Consider the following 20495-nt stretch of genomic DNA (forward strand, 5'->3'; position numbering starts at 1 on the left):
CAAGGCCAAGCATTAGAACTTGATTACCATCCATGTATTTACTTCTTAAATTATTGACTACAAAAACTAGATTTATTATCTCAAAAACAAACCCATTAAATCCACACTAAACGACGAAGAGCCAATTTTTTACATACAAAAAAGCCCCGTCATTTCTGACGAGGCTTCGTTGTATTGGCGGAGCGGACGGGACTCGAACCCGCGACCCCCGGCGTGACAGGCTTGACCCTAATGGATGTATCTATCCGTTCTTAATCGTCTTTGTTCGGTTTCTGTTGTCATAACAATAACCTAGATCACTTCAACACAAAGGGCGATTCACACCGTTTAAAGACCATTTATTAGTCACTAGTACTCAAATTGGACACTAAATTCTGTCCCAATAGTTTACAAATTACACAATTTCACAACTGCTCTACTTGCGGTTCAGTGCTCTCATTGCACCCTCAAAATGCCCATCACCTTTAGTAAGACAAAGATATGTTATACCTAGTAGTAAGCCATGGAATTTTTGAAATGTTATTTAATGGAATCATCAAGCTTAAGCACAAGAAAGTTATGGGAACTAAAATTCATGATGCAGCAAAGCCTGCATATGAGTTTTATCATAAACAACGTCACCTCTTTGATAAGTCATCCCACTTATTCATTGAATCTAGAGAGATAATATCAGCATCTCAACCAATCTGTGTAATCGAGCCAGAAGATGGTGATTTTAGGATTATCTCTGGGTTTGCGAACGTCTTCTTTGACTGTTGTCGTGAAGATTACTCAAAATTTAATGTCCTTCGAAGCCCTAAAAGTCTGACAGATGATGAGGTATCAACAATAGCCTGGAAACATGTTATTTCAACGAGTTTAAACTCTATCAGTCAGCACGGACTCCATAAGTGGCAAACTCTGATAAAAAAGAGTTGCCCAGCCGATCTACGTAAACAAATATTTGGAGCCTCTCAAATCAGTCAAAGTTTAGTTGCTGAACTTACCGGGTTCTCACGTGGCGGAATTGCGAAACAGTTTAATTCAGAAAAGGTGAAGCAAAAAGATAATAACCTTCCAGATATCGCTCATGAGCTTGCGGCAGCTCTCAGGCACAGAAATCAGGAGGAGCTATGACTATCCATGAATGTTTAGATGAACTTTTCCCTGATATCCTTTCAGAGGCTGACAAGCAAGCCCTTATACAAGAGGCAATTCGTCTTATTAACCTATTAGGTAGTCGTATAACTACAAAAATTAACCAATTTGAAAACTTCTACTCTGCTCTAGAACAACAGCAAATTCATGGGCGCTCATGCTCTACTCTGCAAGCTGTGTACGAGACACTGGTCAAAAAGAAGGTACTAGTTACCAATTACTTTTGCTCATTTTTAGCCTGTGATCTTCAATGTGTTGATATTTCTAAACATGAATTTGAGCAGTTAAAAGCAATCACATTACTATGCTGCTGCCAATTGATGATCCTCGGAAATCATAAATCGACAATTATCGCCGCATGCGTTGAGTTAAGAATGATTGCAATTGGAAGGCGTAATCACTTAATCCGGTATTTACCTGCATCACAACCCTGCCTTTTACAATTATGTAATCAGATCACAGCACAGGCCGAATACCTCAAAGATAAGTCACTTTCTGTAAACATTTGCAATCAATTACTCAATATCCGTCTACCGATCATTAAGGTTTTAGAAAACCGTAAAGCCATCACTAGAAAGGTTTCACCGAGAGAGTTTCGGGAAGGGAGCATTCTCAGAACAACTAAAGCAACTAACATTGATGAAGGTTCATCAGGAATTACCCAAATAAGAGAGGTAAATATAGCCCCCAAGAACCAAAATGGATGGCAAGATGAAGAATCCAATACTGATCAAAATCGTGTAATTGAAATCGTCTCTATAGAACACACACCTAAAGGCTCATATATAAATCAAGCTTTGCAAGCTAGAGCTATTAGTGACAAATACTTGAAGCGTGGCATGTATCTAGCCTGCGATATCCACCTTAGTAGTGAACATGAAATCAAAACCTTAGCTCAAGAGCTCTTTAAAGCCAGCCAAAGTACTCAAACAGCAATAGTAGCAACGAGTCTTTTACTTATGCTTCTGACAGGCAGTAATTTTGAAGCCGTAAAGAAGATAAGATTAAAGAGAATAACAAAATCACTATATTCCATAAAACGCTTTTATAAGCTGCCAACGCAAAAATTACCAACACCCATCATGAGATATCTATCCATGGTCGAAAACAATTTTGAATTGCCTCTGCCAATTTTTATGGACGCAGATTTAATAAAGCAAATTGCTCAACTGGCAGAGGCAGACCTGAAAAACTTCATTTCTTCGCTAAATAAAACTAAAGGAACCCATTTAACATTGTCCAAAATTGTCAATGCTATACATTTCATTTTCAAGCGTATGAATGAAGATCCAATATACCCTGCCCTGATATCACAACAAACTACTAGTGAATGCGCTCAGTTGAGTTACAGCCAAATAACTCAGAAAAATATTCTCACTAAATATCTATCATTTACAAAATGGTTAGCAAGAATATCAGAAGTTAGCGAGTATGGAACTTTTGATTACCGACTAGAGATGCATCTAGATCAAATGCGAAGCAAAATTGGCACACCAATGGGTAGCATTCAGGAGACCATTAAATTATTCATAAAGTTACTAGATGCCCAAATTTGCTCACCTAAAAACACACCAGAGCAACTTCACAACCTACTTACTATAAAAACTCAGGCGATCTTAGCAATGTCATCAGGATACCGACCTGTGACAGGTTGGCTTGGTCAGATTACTGATTTAGATTTAGACACTTCACAATTTTGGGTCTCTGATAAAGAAAATCAACTTGGAGACTCAAGCAGAGTCATACTACTTCCAAAAACTTCAATTCATGCAATTGAGAAGTACATTGATTTTGTAAAAGTAGCAAAATCAGAACAGCTACATTCTATAAGTCAACTCAGAACTCGATATTCACACTGTTTAACTGGTAAATCTCATTTATTTTTTTACATCAAAGAAAACCAAATCTTAGAATCTACACCCAAAAACATTGAGCTGATGTTCAGAAACATTTTACCGTTACCACTTAACTGGCATAGACATTTAATCCGCTCATATCTTTCAAATGCAGGAGTCAATACTGAATTGCTTGATGCTTGGATGGGGCATTCAAAATACGGCGATAGACCTTATGCCAAATTCAGTGCACTAAATATGATTCAGTTAGAAGAAATTTCTCTTCAATTGGAAAATTTTTTCAAGGAACTAAAAATAAGGAACTTCGATTTTGGCAAGCTCTATAGGAACAGTTGCACGAAAGAAAGCTAGGAATAAGCAACTCGATAAAATTAAAACCATTGCAATTCAGGTTTTTGAAGAACATATTGAAAGCAACCAAGTTAAGGTTGATGAATCAAATTTTAACCAGCAGTGGGAAATCGTAACTTCAAGGCTTGCTGAAATCCTTGGAAAACTAAAAGATTATAAATTCGCTTACAACTGTGTCGTGAATCAAGCTAAAAGATATATAGAAAACGCTGGACTTAAGATCGATATACCAACCTACTTAGTCACACAAAAAGCTCCACGGATATTAAGAACTAAGCAATGGCTAACACGAGCATGGCAATTCAATAAATACTATAAAAGTTGGTTCCGCAGAATTTCAGTTTCGTATCTAAAAGATCCTGAGAACCTGTTTTGCTCATTAGTCATGTCGTTTATATGCCATAGTGGTCATTGCAAAGAAGAGCTTGTTATGGGTTTTGTAAAGCTATTATTGGATAAGAAAAAGCTAGCGATTAATCAAACGAAAAATAATCAACCTTATATTTATCTAGAATTTGATAAACGTAGTTACCAGACCAATGAAACAATGAGCGGTTTGAGAATAACGTCACATTGTTGCTATTTATCTCCATTGACCTTGTCATTCATCTCGCTTTGGCTTAAAGGTGGATCACACAAGTTGGCACCGAAGGATAGTGCGAGACAAGTCTATCTTGCCTTAGCAAAAGACCAGATAAGAAACCAGCTCTTTCCACAATCACTAGTTCAACTTTGCTCTGCTGCTTCTTTTGTTTGTGAGCAGCAACCTGCCGTATATTTATCTCAAGCAATGGTTGAATATACAATTGGACGAATCAAGTCATACTCCCTTCCCTCACAAAATTTAATATCATTGAATGAGAACATTCTTTCAAACTGCAATATTGTTAAATACAAACCAACTTCAATCTGTATATCTAAGACTCTGTCTACTAGCCCGCCTTCCAGTTTGTATAACTCTAATTTTTATAAAGAATTAAAAATTGCTTTACTGAGGGGGGAACCCAAAAAAAAGGAGAGCAAAAAAGAAGTACTAACAAAACTCAAAAAGTTATTAAAATCCGATCTAAATCAGGCGCAGCACACCTTATGCCAATGGTTTATTAATAAATTAGAATTTTGCCGTCCCTCGTCTCTACGAACCTATCATTCGACTATTAGCCGTAGATGGCTGTCATGGTTCGAGGATAAGCATTTAGGCCAGCTAGAGGTAGATGACTTCGAGCACGCCTACCTAGAAATCATTGATCAAACGAAATCCTCTAAAAGGCAGTTTGACATTGCTAACCTCCTGACTCAGATACACGAGCTAATGGTTCAAAAACTAAATGTTCCACCTTTAATTGAGCCCATCTTAACAGGTACACATAAAAAGCATATTTCAGCAGGCTTTATTAGTGAGAGTGTTTTTAAAAAGTTATTGGAACAACTCAAGTGTGTGCATGATCTAACTACGGAAGATAAGCAAACTCTTGAGGTCATATACATCATCGCATACCGTTGTGGACTTAGAATATCTGAAATTTTAAAGCTTAAGCTAAACAATTTTGAGCAATCGAATATTGGATGGGTTGAAGTAAGGAGCAATCAATTCGGTAACAATAAAACTAGCTCTGCAAAGCGTAAAGTTCCTTTATTTCCTATGTTGTTACCTCATGAGGTACAAATTGTAAAAGAGTATCTTTACAGCAGAAGACGAAAATCGAAAGGAAAAGCAGGTTTAGCATTTAGTATTGGCAATGATATTAACCGACCTATTGATAAGTTCGAGTTGGGAGATTTTACGTCGAAAGTTCTGAGACAAATTTCTGGCTTGGATTGGTTAACATTTCATCACTTCCGGCATAGCTGCCTTTCAAGACTTCAATTGATATTTGAATTACCAGATAAGTGCGTTAACTTTGTAAATATTGTGCCATATTCACGGGAGCAGATACAAAATATCCGCCTCATCATCAACGGCAAATCTATCAAGAATTTTTACTATGCCATATCCGCTTTTGCTGGCCACTCTTCACCGTCAGAATGCTTTAAAAGTTATTTTCATTTATCTGATCTAATTATCGGTTGTAAGCTCCAAAAAGCAGAAATTGAATTAACAAAACAACAACTAATGGCACTTAGGCTCGTAAGTCGAAGAACCTACAAGCAATTAGTCGAGGCAAATAAAACTGAGCCTTTACTACTCACCCTAACTGATAAAATTCATTCAAATGAAACTTTTACTAAACCAAGGCTAATGACCACATCAAAGGTTGAGTTAATAAACTCTGTAGAACCTAATAAACAAAGAGTTTCCCTTTACACTTGCTACCAGATCATTAACCAAGTTCTCAGTGGAAGAGAAATACGGCCATTAGCCTTAGAATACACAATATCAAGTGTTCTAATTCAAAAGTGGCTTACAAATGCAGAATATATTAGTAATAACCTAATTCATCACAGTTATAGAAAAAATATAGAACATACTCAAACTTACGTACCCTCACCACCTAAATCCACCAAAGAGCTTATGTATTTAGAACAGTGGATAACCGTATTTAGACAAAAGTACATTTGCCATGCTGATAGTCTTAAGCACGTAATTCTTTACGCTATACGCCACACAACCAAAAGTTCATCAGGCATCAACTTTTCATCACCTGCTGAACTATCTGAGTTTTTAAAAATTATAAAGCTATTCATACCTAAATCACATTTACGTATTATCAAATTTAGAATTGAAAAAAGTGTAATTAACCAAGAGTGGATTGAGGCATTTAAAGGCTTCAAGACTCAAGTAGGTATCAAATCAAAAGCCAGAGGAAGGTCTGGTATCGGCTCTGTTAGAGTTGAGCTGATACATCCAAGAGAGAAATCAATCAAAAGCAACAATAAATTAACAAAGTTCTCATCTAGTGCACTCAAATATTTCTTCCACATGGCAGCAATAATGATGTTGAATGTATCCGTACAGACATTTTATGAAGATGAAAAAGGTCAAATGAGCATGTTCAAGCCCGCTAAGAAACATCGTTAATATTCACTATTATTTAAAAATGCCTCAAATGCCGTGCCATCCTTTCTTGTTAAGTTCGGAACAAATCTAGAATAGACCGTAAACAACATGTTTGTATTAGCATGACCTAACTGCCTAGCAATCCACTCTGGTGATTCTCCTGATGCTAACCAAAATGTAGCCGCTGTATGTCGAGTTTGATATGGATTTCTAGGGACGATATTTAACAATTGCAATAGCGGGTACCAGACTCTTTTCGAAACATTTCGATGAGATAACGGGTTTCCTTTTCTGTTTGAAAAAACGTATTTTTTTGAATGACAGTAGAGCTTCATATGATCTGATAGCGCCTCAAAAACTGCGTCACACATATCGACATCCCTGAAAGATGTCCTTGTTTTAGGTTGTTCAAACTTTCCATTTACAAGAGATTGCCGTATCTGAATAATTCGGTTGTGAAAATCCACGCATTCCCATGTTAGGCCATCAATCTCTCCGGTTCGTAAGCCTGCAAAAAATCTAACAATATAATATGCTCTAAAGTCTGCTCTAACGTGCTTTATGATTTTCTTTACTTCTGGAAGCGTAAATGGCTGTATGTCAGTTTTAGGAACAGGAATTGGCTTTACGTTCTTCCATGGTGACTCGTAATTGAAGCGATCAGCCCCTTCTAGAAGAATCATTCTCAAAGGTGTCATAATATGATTGACTCTTGAGGCTGAGAGTTGCTTCTTACTGAACCTCCCTTTTACTAGCTCACTTCGAAAGAATAAGATGTCTTGCTTGCAGATTTCATTTAAAGGAAGTGAGCCAAAGTTAGGCTGTAAATAAAGACGCAATATATCTTCAACATTTTTAATCTGCGTGTCACGCCATTCTGGCTGTTTTTCAATAAACCACACTTCTGCAAAATCTTCAAAAGACGGACACTTATTTGTTGAGGATAACCGAACTTGCCTTTCAATTTTACTAAACTGATCGACCTTAGAACCATTAGGAAAATACTTGGCATAATCAAACAAATTTAAGTGGATTTCTGACTCAATCCGTTTCAATAAAATTTCAAGTTTTTTTCGATTCTGAGGTGAGTCCACCAGTTTAGTCTGTTCGCGACATCGTACCCCACGATACCTGAAATCTAGATAAAGCTTTTTCTTTCTCGAGTTTACACTACCCATAGCACACCTACCCTACTATTGACGTAAACTCGTCAGCACCGTGAAGCATTAAGTCTTCAACTTTTTGCCAGATAAAAAGAATCTTCCTTCCACCAAATGGCCTTATGTAGTGAACGCCTTCAATAAAAACTGCATCCTTAAGTTGCTCACGTATCGTTCTTGGGTCATATTTAATTAAAGCTGATAGCTCTTCTGTTGTTAAATAGGTATTACTCATACTACAATCTCCTAAGGTACTTTTTTAACATCTAGAAGAAAAAATGCTCTCCTGTAGATTAAATTTAGTATAAATATGCACTTCTGCAAGTTTTTATAACCTACAGCAGATTAATTTTACTTAAGGAAGATTATGATTAAGTGTAATTTATCAAAGATTATGGGTGAAAAACGCTTGAAGATTTCTGATGTATCAAGAGATACCGGCATCAACAGAGGAACAATAACTCGTCTTTACAATGAAACTGCCACCCGTATTGAAATTGAAGTGATTGAAAAGCTGTGTGTCTATCTAGGGATTCAGATTGGTGAGTTGTTTGAGTTAAAATAACTGAACGGTGGATTTACTCTGAGCAAAATGTTTAGTGTACAAGCTTAAAACAAGCAGCGTAATCTTCCCTCACTTTATTTGAATCAAAAGCGAGCACAGCAGCATCATGACGCATTTTTTCAACCAAATCATTCGAGCTAGGCAGCATTACCGGTGCTCTAAAAAAACTCTTTAAATTTAACCCATATTCATTGTTCAAGTACTCTATGTCACTAGCATCAAACTGATAAGAGAATCCCGAAAAACTGCCTACAATTTCAGATGATGAGCTTTCTGTCCAACGTGTCGAAAGCTGATAGTCATTCAAAGTTTCGAGGATTGACACAGCCTGTGTAACAGCGGATGAACCATGGTTTGCCATTTGCTTTGCAAGATTGTACATCGCCCAGTCCATAGAAGAAGCCAAAAAAGCGTCATGGCTTGGCAACACACCACGGTTAAGTAATGCATTAACTGAACGAGCATGGTTACCATAAATGGCATAATCTAATATAGAACTTGAATCCAATGCACTAAAGCCAACAACTTGCTCAACGCCTGTTGTATGCACAAGCAGCCTCAGCAAATCACCTTCATTGCCTTTTTCAAATAACAAAAAATAAGCAAGATCATCTACAGATAACGCATGATGAGACAGAATGACTTGTTGCTCCTCCAATGGCTTTGATAACAGCCCGTCAAAGGCTTTTGCAGGAACACGACGTTCAGCTTTAAACGGGAACGGTTTATCTGAAAACGTTTGCCACTCTTCTCGTAAGTATTGCATACGTTCATCCGTCTTTGCAGCAAAATCACTATCCTGACGCAGTTGGCTTAAACGAAAAGCAGCTGCAACATCTTTACCAGCAACAAAGCTTAGTGCTTGAGTAACATCATCTAAACGATAACCGGCATCTATGTATTTAGCCGCAACTTGCATGTAAAAATCACTCAACTTGTTTTGCAGCTTAGTATCTTTTAACCTGTCACAACTCATAGAGTGAGTTACACCAACAGCAGTCGCTTTATTCAAAGATGAATTTATATCAGCGCTGACTATGACATTTTTTTTTATCTCAGCGGAAGAATGAAATTTTTTTTCGTGTGGGTTATCAGAAAGATAATCATCGACAAGAAGCCAGACCACGACAAACAAAACTAACAGCACGACAGAAATAATTCGATTAACCATAACCATTCAAAAAAATCAGCCAAAACTATTGCTGGAGATAACGTAGCAAAGCAAAGAGCTTTTTCTCTTCAGAAACTCCCATAATAACATCCTTGACAATAACATCCTTGACGGCCTCATTCTGTGATCTACGGTGAGTTTGAGACTCAATGCAGGATTTGAATTCTTGAAATCGTTGACCTGATAATCTTAAAGCACGATCACCTAATGACACCACAGTATTAACGCCATGAGTACTTTTTACCGATGTCATGGTGGCAGTTTCACTATGAGTTTCAAGGTTGAAAAATAAGTAATCCTTAAAAATAGGTACCAATGGTTCATCAATAGACGTTTTAGGATAACAAGGCTGATAATACTCAACGTTTTGATTAGAAAGATTGAGCATAACCACATCCATCTTCCCTTTTTTCGCCTTTAAGGCATACCACTCAGTCATTTTAACATTTCAGCGTAAAAAATTTACAGTAATTTGGACAAACTAAAGGTTCGAGCACCTTCCCTAGTACTCCGTCCAACTGAATTTATTGAAGCTAACAAAGGCAACTGAACGGAGTACTAGTTTAATCCAAATTAAACCAGAATTTAACAACTTTAAAAAAAATTCAGTAAAAAATAGTATGTATGCGAGCTAAGACTTAAATGTTAAGGCAGCAACTAATGCGTATTTGTGTTCCACCTCACAAAAGTTAAAACACATAAAAAAACAAAAAGTTTAAATAACAATCAATTAGTCATTTGTTACTTAAATTAAGTATAGAATTAACAACCCTTTTGTACTAGCATACACGCTCTTTTTTATGGCAACAAAATCAATAATAGGACAAAACAGTCACAGGGAACTATAACCTTGGGGCGGTAGCGTGCCTAAAGGCAAATTTAATATGGTCACAGGGAACCAAAACCTTGGGGCGGTAGCGTGCCTAAAGACAAATCTAATATGGTCACAGGGAACCAAAACTCTGGGGCGGTAGCGTGCCTAAAATTCACCCCCTACTACTTATTTCAATAACAAACTAACCAAGCTAACCAAACTATGAAAAATGTGATTCGTAATACCGCAATGGCACTGTCAGTACTTGCTATTTCAGCTTGTACCATGATCCCAGGGAGCCACTTATCCGGTGCCGATTATTTTGACCAAAGCACAGAGCAAGCTCAGGTTGACTTAGATAACGTGAAGATCACCGCTATCGACTCAAGCCTGCTGGCACAGCAACAGATATTACGAAGCAAAAACAATGCACAATTGCTTAATAGCAATTCAATTAAGTTAGATGATTATGAATATCACATTGGCATTCGTGACGTACTCACTATCGGAGTGTGGGAACACCCAGAATTAACCATTCCTGCGGCTGTTCAGCGTACAGCGGCTTTTGATGGTTTTCGTGTTCAAAGTGACGGAACAATAACCTTTGCCTATGCGCCTAAAATCGCTGCAGCGGGTAAAACCATCACTGAACTTCATGATATTTTAGTGACAAAGCTAAGCAAAGTGATTGAAAACCCACAAGTAGACATCAAGGTTGTTGGGTTCAACAGCCAAAAAACTTACATAACAGGTGAAGTAAATAAACCCGGTGTCCAGCCGATTACTGAAATACCGCTAACACTTATTGACGCTATTAACCAAGCTGGCGGCATTACCAATAAAGCCGACTGGACGCATATCACCTTTACTCGTAACAAAAAGACTGAACTCATTAAATTGAATGACTTTTATCAACGGGGTGATATTTCACAAAACCGCTTACTACAAAACGGCGATATTGTTCACGTTGCCAGAACTGATTTACAAAAAGTGTTTGTTTTGGGAGATGTTAAAAATGCAGGGATGGTTGACGTAACTCGATATGGCATTAGCTTAGCAGAAGCATTAGCAAACGCAGGCGGCATAAACGAACAAACAGCAGATGCAAATGGCATCTTCGTACTTCGTAAAAAAGACATCAAAAAAGATGGCGTAATTGCCGACGTTTACCAGCTGCACGCCAAAAACGCATTAGCGCTAGTGTTAGCGGGCCAATTTAAATTAGAACCACAAGATATTGTTTACGTAACCACGGCTCCGGTAGCACGTTGGAACCGCTTAATCAGCCAATTGATCCCAACACTTACCACGATTGATCAAATATCAGAAACCGAAGCAAGAGGAAACATATTCTAATGGGTATGTTTAACAAAGTGCTGGTTGTTTGTGTTGGTAATATCTGCCGCTCCCCTGTAGGTGAATGCTTATTAAAAAAACTTTTACCAAATATTGAGATTGCATCCGCCGGAATAGCATCAGCTAAAAGCCGCTTAGAAGGTAAACCCGCAGATAACAGCATGATTAAAACAGCCGCAGAGCAAGGATTAGATATAACGGCCCATACCTCGCAGCAACTCACAAGAGAAATGTGTAACCAATACGATTTAATTCTTGTCATGGAAAAAGGCCATATTGACGCCGTTGCCAGCATCAACCCTGCCGTTCGTGGCAAAACCATGTTATTTGGCCAATGGATAGGACAAAAAGAAGTACCCGACCCACACAAAAAAAGCCAAGCCGCATTTGACCATGCATATAAATTGTTAGATGAAAGCGCAAAAGCTTGGGCAGCAAAGCTTTAAAGCTTTTGCTCGCCGTATCCGTGAAAACGGATACCCAGCGTCTTTAAAACGCTTTAACGATTTTTAAATTCAAACCACAAAACGCCTAATAACTAGGAAATAATAACAATATGACTGCCCAGTCTACCGCTAACAAACAAAGCTCGGCATTAATAAGCCAGCAACCAGAACAAATCGATCTGCTCGCCCTCTTCGGCACTTTAATGGATAGAAAATGGTTTATTGTAGTTGTGACCTTTCTATTTACAGTCGCAGGCATAAGTTACGCCCTTTTTTCTACACCAATTTACAAAGCCAATGCGCTCATTCAAGTTGAAGAAACAAAGGCAGGCGTTCCTGGTCTTGAAGATATGGCAGGTTTGTTTGAGGGCACTTCTGAGGCCGTAACCGAAATAGAGTTATTAAAGTCTCGCAATGTAATTGGCGAAGCAGTTGATAATCTCAAATTGTATATCGAAGCTGAGCCAAAATTATTCCCAGTTATTGGAGGCCGATCATTTAGAAAGTTTACACCCGAACACAAAAACGAACTTGCTGAACCAACTTTCGGCACAGGTAGTTTTGCTTGGGGAGGTGAGTCTCTAGATGTTTTCCGTTTTGAAGTGCCTAAAGGGTATTTGGGTAAAGAATTTACACTTGTAACTGGAACCAATAATACAGTAAGCCTAATCAATCCAGACGGTGAGGAAGTATTATCGGGCAAAGTCGGAACAGAGCTTAAAAGAGGATATTACGAATTAACTGTTCGTACCCTTAATGCAAGAACTGGAACAGAGTTCTCTTTAACACGCCATAACCGTTTAACTACCATCTTAAATCTGCAAAAAACCATAGCAGTGAGTGAAAAAGGCAAAAAGTCTGGAATCCTCAGCCTAAGCTTTGAAGATAAATCACCAGAATATGCTAAAGCCGTATTAAATGAAGTAGCTAACATTTATGTTCGCCAAAACGTTGAGCGTAACTCAGCAGAAGCGCAAAAATCATTAGAGTTTTTGCAAGTCCAACTACCTGAAACAAAAAAATCACTTGAAGTTGCTGAGCAAAAGCTAAACAAATATCAAGTCAACCAAAAATCAGTAAACATCAGTTTAGAGACACAAAGCGTACTCGAACAACTTGTTGAGCTAGATACCAAATTACAAGAGTTAAATTTAAAGCGACTTGAAGTATCGCGAAAATTCAAGCGTACCCACCCCGTTTACCAAGGTGTATTAAATCAAATAGCAGAAGTTGAAAAACAAAAAGCAGACTTAAAAGCAAAAGTGACTAACTTACCTGAAACTCAACAAGAACTGCTGCGCTTAACCAGAGATGTAGAAGTAAACAATAAAATCTACCTATTTTTGTTAGAAAAAACACAAGAGCTTGATATTGTCCGTGCAGGTACTATCGGTAACGTCAGAATTATTGACACGGCTGACGTTGATACAACAGAGCCTGTAAAACCTAAGAAAGCATTAGTGGTTGTTGTTGCAACTTTATTGGGTGGATTCTTAGCAATTGCCATCGTTTTAATTCAAAAAGCAATACACCGTGGGATCGAAAACCCAGACGAAATCGAAGAACTAGGCTTACCTGTATACGCCAGTATTCCTGACTCAAAAGAGCAACACTTACTTGATGTAAGAGATTCCAAGAAAACTAAAAACAACAAACACCCTCTCCTTGCAATTGAAAACCCTGCTGACTTAGCTATTGAAGCATTACGCTCACTTCGTACCAGTATTCACTTTGCAATGATGGAAGCCAAAAACAACATTATTGCTATTTCAGGCCCGGCGCCAAGCGTAGGTAAATCATTCGTATCATCAAACTTTGGTGCAATTCTGGCACAAGCAGGACAGAAAGTTTTGGTTATTGATGGTGATATGCGTAAAGGCCACTTAGTCCGTTACTTCCAAGTAAAAGGTCACAAAGGCTTATCTGAAATCATTACCAATCAAGTTTCTATTGAAGATGCCATTCAAAAAACTAAAGTTGAAGGATTAGATATTATAGCCCGAGGTCAAGTACCGCCTAATCCATCTGAACTTTTAATGCATCCTCGCTTTAAAGAAATGTTAGAGAAAGTAAGTAAAGACTACGATATTGTGTTAATCGACACCCCACCTATTTTAGCGGTAACTGATCCAAGCATTATTTCTGCACACGCAGGTACGACTTTAATGGTTGGTCGTTTTGGTCAAAATACGCTTAAAGAAATTGAAGTAGCCCAAGAACGCTTTGAGAAATCAGGCATTGATGTAAAAGGCTTTATCTTAAATGCTGTTGAGAAAAAAGCATCAAACTCTTATGGATATGGTTACGGTTATTACAACTACTCGTATGAGAGCGATAAAAAGTAACCCGTTACACTCGAATGCTTTAGTCGAGTGTCCAGCGATTTTAACGCTTTTAAGCTATTAACGTCGTACCCGTAAAAACGGGTACCCAGCGACTTTAAAGCTCTCGTCCGTCACACCTGCAAACGCAGGTGTTCAGTGACTTTATAAAAATCAGTAAAAACATCAGGAATCAAATGAACATCATCCCAGTTATTATGTCTGGTGGTTCTGGTACAAGACTGTGGCCACAATCAAGAGCTTTGTACCCGAAACAATTTTTACCGCTAGTTAATGAACATAGTATGCTCCAAAATACATTGACTAGATTAGAAAACCTCTCTAACCAAGCAAAGCCAATTATCATTGCTAATGAAGAGCATAGATTTATTGTTGCAGAACAACTCAGAGCACTAACTAATATTCAAGCGGACATCATTCTAGAACCAGTAGGCAAGAATACCGCACCAGCTATTACACTAGCAGCTCTCCAAGCTCTTTCAAGAAGCGGCAATCAAGATTCATTACTGCTAGTACTAGCAGCAGATCATGACATTAAGAATCCTGCTGAATTCATCAACGTTGTTGAAAAATCAAAATCAGCCGCAATTGACAAAAACCTAGTCACTTTTGGTATTGTCCCTACTCATGCAGAAACCGGTTACGGTTACATCAAGTCTACTGATAAAAATACAATTTCTTCAGTTGAATGCTTTGTCGAAAAACCTGATGCAGAAAAAGCTACTGCATATATTGAAAGTGGTGATTACTTCTGGAACTCTGGTATGTTTTTGTTCAGCGCAAAAACATTTTTGGAAGAAATCTCTATACATAACCCAGAGATTCTAAAAGCTTGCAAAGCCTCGATAGCTGAGAATCAGAGTGATATGGATTTTATACGTATAGGCAAGCAAGAGTTTGAAGACTGCCCTTCTGATTCTATCGACTATGCAGTAATGGAAAAAACGACTAAAGCTGTTGTTGCACCTTTAAATGCTGGTTGGTCAGACGTAGGTTCATGGTCAGCACTGTGGGACCTTGGTGGAAAAGATGAAAATAATAATGTTGTAAATGGCGATGTCATTCTACATAGCACCAAAAGCTCATACATTCGCTCAGAGCATAAATTAATTGCGACAGTCGGGGTTGAAAATCTTGTTATTTCAGAAAGTGATGACGCAATCCTTATTGCACACAAAGACAAAGTACAAGACGTAAAGCATATTGTTAATCAATTAAAGGCTAAACAAAGAAGCGAAGCCAAACTACATCGAAAAGTATACCGTCCATGGGGTTGTTATGACTCAATTGATAATGGCGAACGCTTTCAAGTTAAACGAATAACGGTTAATCCCGGTGAAAAATTGTCAGTGCAGATGCATCATCATCGAGCTGAACACTGGATAGTTGTCAGTGGAACGGCAAAAGTTACCTTGGGTGAACAAGAGTTATTAGTAACTGAGAACCAGTCTACCTATATAAAGATTGGTGAAGTTCACGCATTAGAAAACCCAGGGAAAATAGCGTTGCACATGATTGAAGTGCAAACAGGCACCTATTTAGGCGAAGATGACATTGTCCGATTAAAAGACAGATACGGCAGATAACACAATGTAATCTATAGTGTCATACCTGCGTGGGTAGGTACTTACGGACTGTAAAAGTTCGCCGCTGTACTCGTAAAAACAGGGATCTAGAGCCTTTTAAACTTGGTTTTCATTCCCTAAAAATCTGAAACACATGCTTTTAATTTTAAATAAGAACAGAAAGCTTCTTATTATTTAAATAACTACACAAATTCAAGAGAAGTAAAATGACTAAAAAAGTTGCCCTAATCACAGGTGTCACGGGTCAAGATGGCTCTTACCTCGCTGAACTTTTATTAGAGAAAGGTTACGAGGTCCACGGTATAAAGCGTCGTGCATCATCATTTAACACCGAGCGTGTTGATCATATCTATGAAGACCCACACACAAACAGCGCTAATTTTAAATTGCATTATGGTGATTTAAGCGATAGCTCAAATCTAACCCGCATTATAAAAGAAGTGCAGCCTGATGAAGTATATAACCTAGCCGCGCAATCTCATGTTGCTGTTTCTTTTGAAGCACCAGAATATACAGCTGATGTTGATGGATTAGGTACATTAAGAATTTTAGAGGCCATTCGCTTTTTAGGGTTAGAGAAGAAAACACGCTTTTACCAAGCATCGACTTCTGAGCTTTATGGGCTAGTACAAGAAATCCCACAAAAAGAAACGACTCCCTTTCATCCCCGTTCACCTTATGCGGTAGCAAAAATGTATGCCTACTGGATTACGGTTAACTATCGTGAGTCTTATGGTATGTATGCGTGTAATGGCATATTGTTCAATCATGAATCACCACGTCGTGGCGAAACATTCGTGACCCGTAAAATTACTCGCGGTCTTGCTAACATCGCTCAAGGTTTAGAACAATGCTTATATCTAGGTAATATGGATGCATTACGTGACTGGGGGCACGCTAAAGACTATGTGCGTATGCAGTGGATGATGCTACAACAAGAACAAGCCGATGACTTCGTAATTGCGACAGGGAAGCAAATCTCAGTAAGAGAATTTGTAAAGCTGTCAGCAAAAGAGCTAGGAGTAATGCTTGAATTTTCTGGTGAAGGCCTAAACGAAATAGCAACCGTTGTTGAAATTACAGGTGACAATGCTCCCGCCCTATCGGTAGGTGATATTATTGTTAAAGTTGATCCTCGCTATTTCCGTCCAGCGGAGGTTGAGACTTTACTTGGTGATCCAACTAAAGCTAAAGAACAATTAGGTTGGATTCCAGAAATTACAGTTGAAGAAATGTGTTCTGAAATGGTGCAATCTGATTTAGCAAAAGCTCAACAGCATGCTCTATTAAAAGAGCATGGGTATTCTGTGAAAGTGAGTAAAGAGTAAATAAACTATAAATAATAGGAATTGTTGACTATATGTGTGGTTTTTTTATCACAAACGCTAGTGTATTACCTAGAGATGCAGAAAAAATTCTTGAGCAAACTTTACGCTTCAGAGGGCCTGATTATTCTTCAGGGTTAATTGAGTACAAAGGTTGGTACGCATATCACTCAAGATTATCGATAATCGATTTAAATGAAGAGGCAAATCAGCCAATTTGTTTAGAAGATTCAGGCCTATTAGTCTTTAATGGTGAAGTACTTAATTACAAGGAGCTCGGTAAAAAGTATTTTAGTAAGAATTATGAAAGTGACACCCTTTTGTTGTTTGACCTTCTCAAAGAAAAAAAGCTTGATTTAAATGAGCTGGATGGTTTCTTCGCTTTCGTATTTATAAACGAGTTTGGTGAATTAACGCACGCGAGTAGAGACAAGTTTGGAGTTAAGCCACTTTTTAGATACAGCAAAGGGAATCAAGTTTCCTACTGCTCAGAGCCTAACCCTATAAGGCAATTATTTGGATTGCAAGTAGACTCTTCAGCAATTGAAGAATACAAGCTTACAAGAGCTCCCATATTTAGTAGCTCCTTTTTTAAAGGAATAAGTCAGGTCGAAGTTGGCACATGTGATATTAATGGTACCTATTTCAATATCGTAGATCACATTACTTCGAATTATGAGTCATGTGATATAAATGCTCTAGACAAAGCATTAAGGATTGGAATTGAAACAAGAAAGGTCTCTGATGCACCCGTTGGTTTGCTGTTAAGTAAAGGTGTTGACAGTAACTTAGTAAATTCATGTACGAATTTTTCACATAAATATAGTATCGGCTTTAAGGGTGATGCTGACTTTGAGTATCTAAAATCTCAAGACATACCTAACCTTAATCTTGTTGAGTGTACATCTGAGCAATATAAAAACTCATTTGAATACCTGCTAAAGCTCCGAGGAGAGCCCCTTTCGGTACCAAATGAAGTTATGCTTTATATAATTGCTAAAGCTGCTGCTAAAGATGGGGTCAAAGTTTTATTATCAGGTGAAGGTGCTGATGAGTTTTTTGCTGGATATGATCGAGTTTTTAACTGGGCAAATCATACAAGCGAATTCGAACTAGAACAATTCTTGAAATTATATTGCTATTCAGCGCCAAATAAGTCTTCCGTAGTTTATAGAAATTTTGAAGAGCTATTTAGCACTGTTGACCATCTGTGCTCTTTTGAAAAAGTTCGCTGGTTTTTTATAAAATATCACATGCCAATTTTATTCAGGAGACTTGATTTTTCTCTTATGGCTGCTGGCGTGGAAGGAAGAGAGCCTATTGCAAACATTCACCTGTTTACAGAAGCTGTTAAAATTTGCTCTAAACAACTTATGAATAAAGAGCTTGGGAAGATACCTTTACGGGAGCTTCTCTCCAAACATATGACTAGAGAATTTTCATATGAACAGAAAGTTGGGTTTCCTGTTAAAGTAAATGAAATATTAGAAAACCCTGAAAATTTAACATCATATGACCTTTGGTTTAAAAAGAATTTAGAGGTATTAAATTAAAATGATTATAGGATATACGAGTGGTGTTTATGACTTATTTCATATAGGTCATGTCAATATATTAAGAAATGCAAAAGCTATGTGCGATAAGTTGGTTGTCGGTGTTACTGTTGATGAATTAGTTGCATACAAAGGAAAAAATCCAGTTATACCATATCACGAAAGAATTGAAGTGGTGCGAGCATGTGAATATGTTGATGTTGCAATTCCACAACTAAATATGGATAAAGCTGCCGCTGCTAAAAAAAACCATGCTAGTTATCTGTTTGTTGGTGATGATTGGTATAACACTCCAAAATGGCAACAACATGAACAAGAATTATTAGAAGTCGGTTGTAAAGTGATTTATTTCCCTTATACAGAAGGGACTTCAAGCACTCTTATTAATGATACACTAAAAAATTTAAGAGGAGGCGAGTAATAAATATTATCCTATTACAGATGCAAAATATCTGATTCAGTAAAGATAAAATCTTTGTGATTTTTATGCTTAAAATTGAAACTTAGCTTGCTCAACTTAAAAGTATAGCTGATAAAATAATTTAAATTTACAGTATAAAAATCACTTGTTACTACCTTCATCTATTAAATCGATTAAGTCTATCGTATTGGTAATAAAAATTGAGATTTAAGAAGTTATTAAAAAATTCTTTATATATGTTTTCAAATCAAATGGCGACTTTTGTTTTTCCATTCATGATATTTAAAGCCATTTCAAATACTGTTAACGAAACATTATTAGGTGATTACTTTTTGTTCTTAAGTTTAGGGGTGTTTGTAACTATAGTTTCAGATGTTGGAATGGGAATTGGTTCTGTAAAGCTCTATTCTAAGTCAAAATTCAAGTTGGAATACTTGTTTTCGTGGGTTTTAATCAAGTTAATCGCAGTAACTCTTTTTTTTCAGGTTGTTTTTTTTATTTTTCCAATACAAAAGTTGAATCTTTCATTGTATTTTTTGATGTATTTTTCTATTGCAGTTCAAAGTTTGTCGCCTTTGTGGTTTTTTCAAATTAATGAAAATATGAAGCTATACGCAATTGCTGGTATACTTGGGAAAACAATTAATATGATTTTAGTTTTTACGCTAATAGAAGAGTACAGTGATATAAATTATTTAGTATTAAGTTATTTGTTTGGAGTTACTATAACTCTGGTTATACTATCATCACATATTAAAACTAATTTACCTGAAAAAAAATATAGAAAAAAAATTAAGCTAAAGCATCTTGAGAACATCATAAAAAGCTGTTTAACAACATATTATTCAAGAGTCTCTGTTGCTTTTTATACAACTATTAATTTGCTTATAATTGGGCATTTTGGAGGGGCATCTGCCGCAGCGACATATGGAATGGCAGAAAAAGTTTATCAAGCAGGGCAAGGTGTCATAGCACCTGTGTCACAGGTGTTAATGCCATTCCTCCATAACAAACCAGATACAAAACTTTTTTTTAAAACTGTTGGACTGTTTCTTATAATTTTTTTGTCGGGTGTTTTTTTTGTTCTCTCTTTTTCGTCTGAATTTCTACTATTTTTATTTCAAACAAAAAATACAGAAACACTAGAATTGTTAAAGATATTTATGATTGTTTCAATTGTTAATTTCCTTGGTGTCTTTATGGGTTACCCTGCTTTTGCAATAAAAAAAGATATTGAAACTCCGAATATAACTGTACATTTTGGTTTGTTAGCGTACTTTGTTTCAACAGTTTTTTTTAACGTATTCTACGGCTTTAAGCTTGAACATTTTGCTTATTCATTACTTACTGCTGAATTAAGCGTTTTATTCGTAAGAGTTATTTTGTTTTCTAAAGTTATAAGGCGGTAGCAATA

Annotated in this window: 16 protein-coding genes; 12 read left to right on the forward strand and 4 right to left on the reverse strand. The window is 37.1% G+C overall.

From position 1 onward, the window contains the following. Positions 1 to 480: 480 nt before the first annotated feature. From JQC92_RS08245 to JQC92_RS08255, 3 genes are read left to right on the forward strand one after another with little or no spacing between them, the layout of a single operon-like run. On the forward strand, positions 481 to 1116 hold the full coding sequence (locus JQC92_RS08245) for a hypothetical protein (protein ID WP_204999198.1): 636 nt from the start codon (positions 481 to 483) through the stop codon (positions 1114 to 1116). Further along, positions 1113 to 3344 (forward strand): hypothetical protein, encoded by a 2232-nt coding sequence (locus JQC92_RS08250; RefSeq protein WP_204999199.1) that lies wholly within the window; start codon positions 1113 to 1115, stop codon positions 3342 to 3344. Before JQC92_RS08245 ends, JQC92_RS08250 begins: the two co-directional genes overlap by 4 nt. Then, the gene (locus JQC92_RS08255) at positions 3304 to 6363 is read left to right on the forward strand and encodes a site-specific integrase (RefSeq protein ID WP_204999200.1); all 3060 of its coding nucleotides are present in this window, start codon (positions 3304 to 3306) and stop codon (positions 6361 to 6363) included. The genes JQC92_RS08250 and JQC92_RS08255 overlap by 41 nt, the downstream gene beginning before the upstream one ends. Here JQC92_RS08255 and JQC92_RS08260 read toward each other — a convergent pair. Both JQC92_RS08260 and JQC92_RS08265 read right to left on the reverse strand, forming a co-directional pair. Beyond that, complete coding sequence (locus tag JQC92_RS08260) at positions 6360 to 7520, reverse strand: Arm DNA-binding domain-containing protein (protein ID WP_204999201.1); 1161 nt, start codon at positions 7518 to 7520, stop codon at positions 6360 to 6362. The genes JQC92_RS08255 and JQC92_RS08260 overlap by 4 nt on opposite strands. A 7-nt stretch (positions 7521 to 7527) precedes the next feature. Then, positions 7528 to 7737, reverse strand: a complete 210-nt coding sequence (locus JQC92_RS08265) for a hypothetical protein (protein WP_204999202.1) — start codon at positions 7735 to 7737, stop codon at positions 7528 to 7530. A gap of 132 nt (positions 7738 to 7869) precedes the next feature. Between JQC92_RS08265 and JQC92_RS08270 the strand changes: the two genes are divergently transcribed. After that, on the forward strand, positions 7870 to 8067 hold the full coding sequence (locus JQC92_RS08270) for a helix-turn-helix domain-containing protein (RefSeq protein WP_204999203.1): 198 nt from the start codon (positions 7870 to 7872) through the stop codon (positions 8065 to 8067). A 31-nt stretch (positions 8068 to 8098) separates the two neighbouring features. On the opposite strand, the gene JQC92_RS08275 is transcribed toward JQC92_RS08270, so the two are convergent. Together JQC92_RS08275 and JQC92_RS08280 are read right to left on the reverse strand one after the other, a co-directional pair. After that, on the reverse strand, positions 8099 to 9238 hold the full coding sequence (locus JQC92_RS08275) for a hypothetical protein (RefSeq protein WP_204999204.1): 1140 nt from the start codon (positions 9236 to 9238) through the stop codon (positions 8099 to 8101). A 25-nt stretch (positions 9239 to 9263) separates the two neighbouring features. After that, positions 9264 to 9677, reverse strand: coding sequence for a transcription termination/antitermination NusG family protein (locus tag JQC92_RS08280; RefSeq protein ID WP_204999205.1), 414 nt, complete (start codon positions 9675 to 9677; stop codon positions 9264 to 9266). A 597-nt stretch (positions 9678 to 10274) separates the two neighbouring features. Here JQC92_RS08280 and JQC92_RS08285 point away from each other — a divergent pair. From JQC92_RS08285 to JQC92_RS08320, 8 genes are all read left to right on the forward strand, one after another. Further along, the gene (locus JQC92_RS08285) at positions 10275 to 11408 is read left to right on the forward strand and encodes a polysaccharide export protein (protein ID WP_204999206.1); all 1134 of its coding nucleotides are present in this window, start codon (positions 10275 to 10277) and stop codon (positions 11406 to 11408) included. After that, the gene (locus JQC92_RS08290) at positions 11408 to 11854 is read left to right on the forward strand and encodes a low molecular weight protein-tyrosine-phosphatase (RefSeq protein WP_239480474.1); all 447 of its coding nucleotides are present in this window, start codon (positions 11408 to 11410) and stop codon (positions 11852 to 11854) included. Before JQC92_RS08285 ends, JQC92_RS08290 begins: the two co-directional genes overlap by 1 nt. Positions 11855 to 11964: 110 nt before the next feature. Beyond that, on the forward strand, positions 11965 to 14199 hold the full coding sequence (locus JQC92_RS08295; protein WP_204999207.1) for a polysaccharide biosynthesis tyrosine autokinase: 2235 nt from the start codon (positions 11965 to 11967) through the stop codon (positions 14197 to 14199). Positions 14200 to 14378: 179 nt separating this feature from the next. Then, positions 14379 to 15782 carry a mannose-1-phosphate guanylyltransferase/mannose-6-phosphate isomerase gene (locus JQC92_RS08300; RefSeq protein WP_420851307.1) on the forward strand — a complete coding sequence of 468 codons (1404 nt, stop codon included), beginning with the start codon at positions 14379 to 14381 and terminating at the stop codon, positions 15780 to 15782. Positions 15783 to 15988: 206 nt separating this feature from the next. Beyond that, the gene (gene gmd, locus JQC92_RS08305) at positions 15989 to 17110 is read left to right on the forward strand and encodes a GDP-mannose 4,6-dehydratase (RefSeq protein ID WP_204999209.1); all 1122 of its coding nucleotides are present in this window, start codon (positions 15989 to 15991) and stop codon (positions 17108 to 17110) included. A 32-nt stretch (positions 17111 to 17142) separates the two neighbouring features. Continuing rightward, positions 17143 to 18660, forward strand: coding sequence for an asparagine synthetase B family protein (locus JQC92_RS08310; RefSeq protein ID WP_204999210.1), 1518 nt, complete (start codon positions 17143 to 17145; stop codon positions 18658 to 18660). A gap of 1 nt (position 18661) precedes the next feature. Continuing rightward, positions 18662 to 19081, forward strand: coding sequence for an FAD synthase family protein (locus JQC92_RS08315; RefSeq protein WP_204999211.1), 420 nt, complete (start codon positions 18662 to 18664; stop codon positions 19079 to 19081). Positions 19082 to 19281: 200 nt separating this feature from the next. Then, the gene (locus JQC92_RS08320; protein ID WP_204999212.1) at positions 19282 to 20490 is read left to right on the forward strand and encodes an oligosaccharide flippase family protein; all 1209 of its coding nucleotides are present in this window, start codon (positions 19282 to 19284) and stop codon (positions 20488 to 20490) included. Positions 20491 to 20495 lie beyond the last annotated feature (5 nt).

Source organism: Parashewanella hymeniacidonis (genome assembly GCF_016900895.1).
In the GTDB taxonomy this organism is placed as follows: Bacteria; Pseudomonadota; Gammaproteobacteria; order Enterobacterales; family Shewanellaceae; genus Parashewanella; species Parashewanella hymeniacidonis.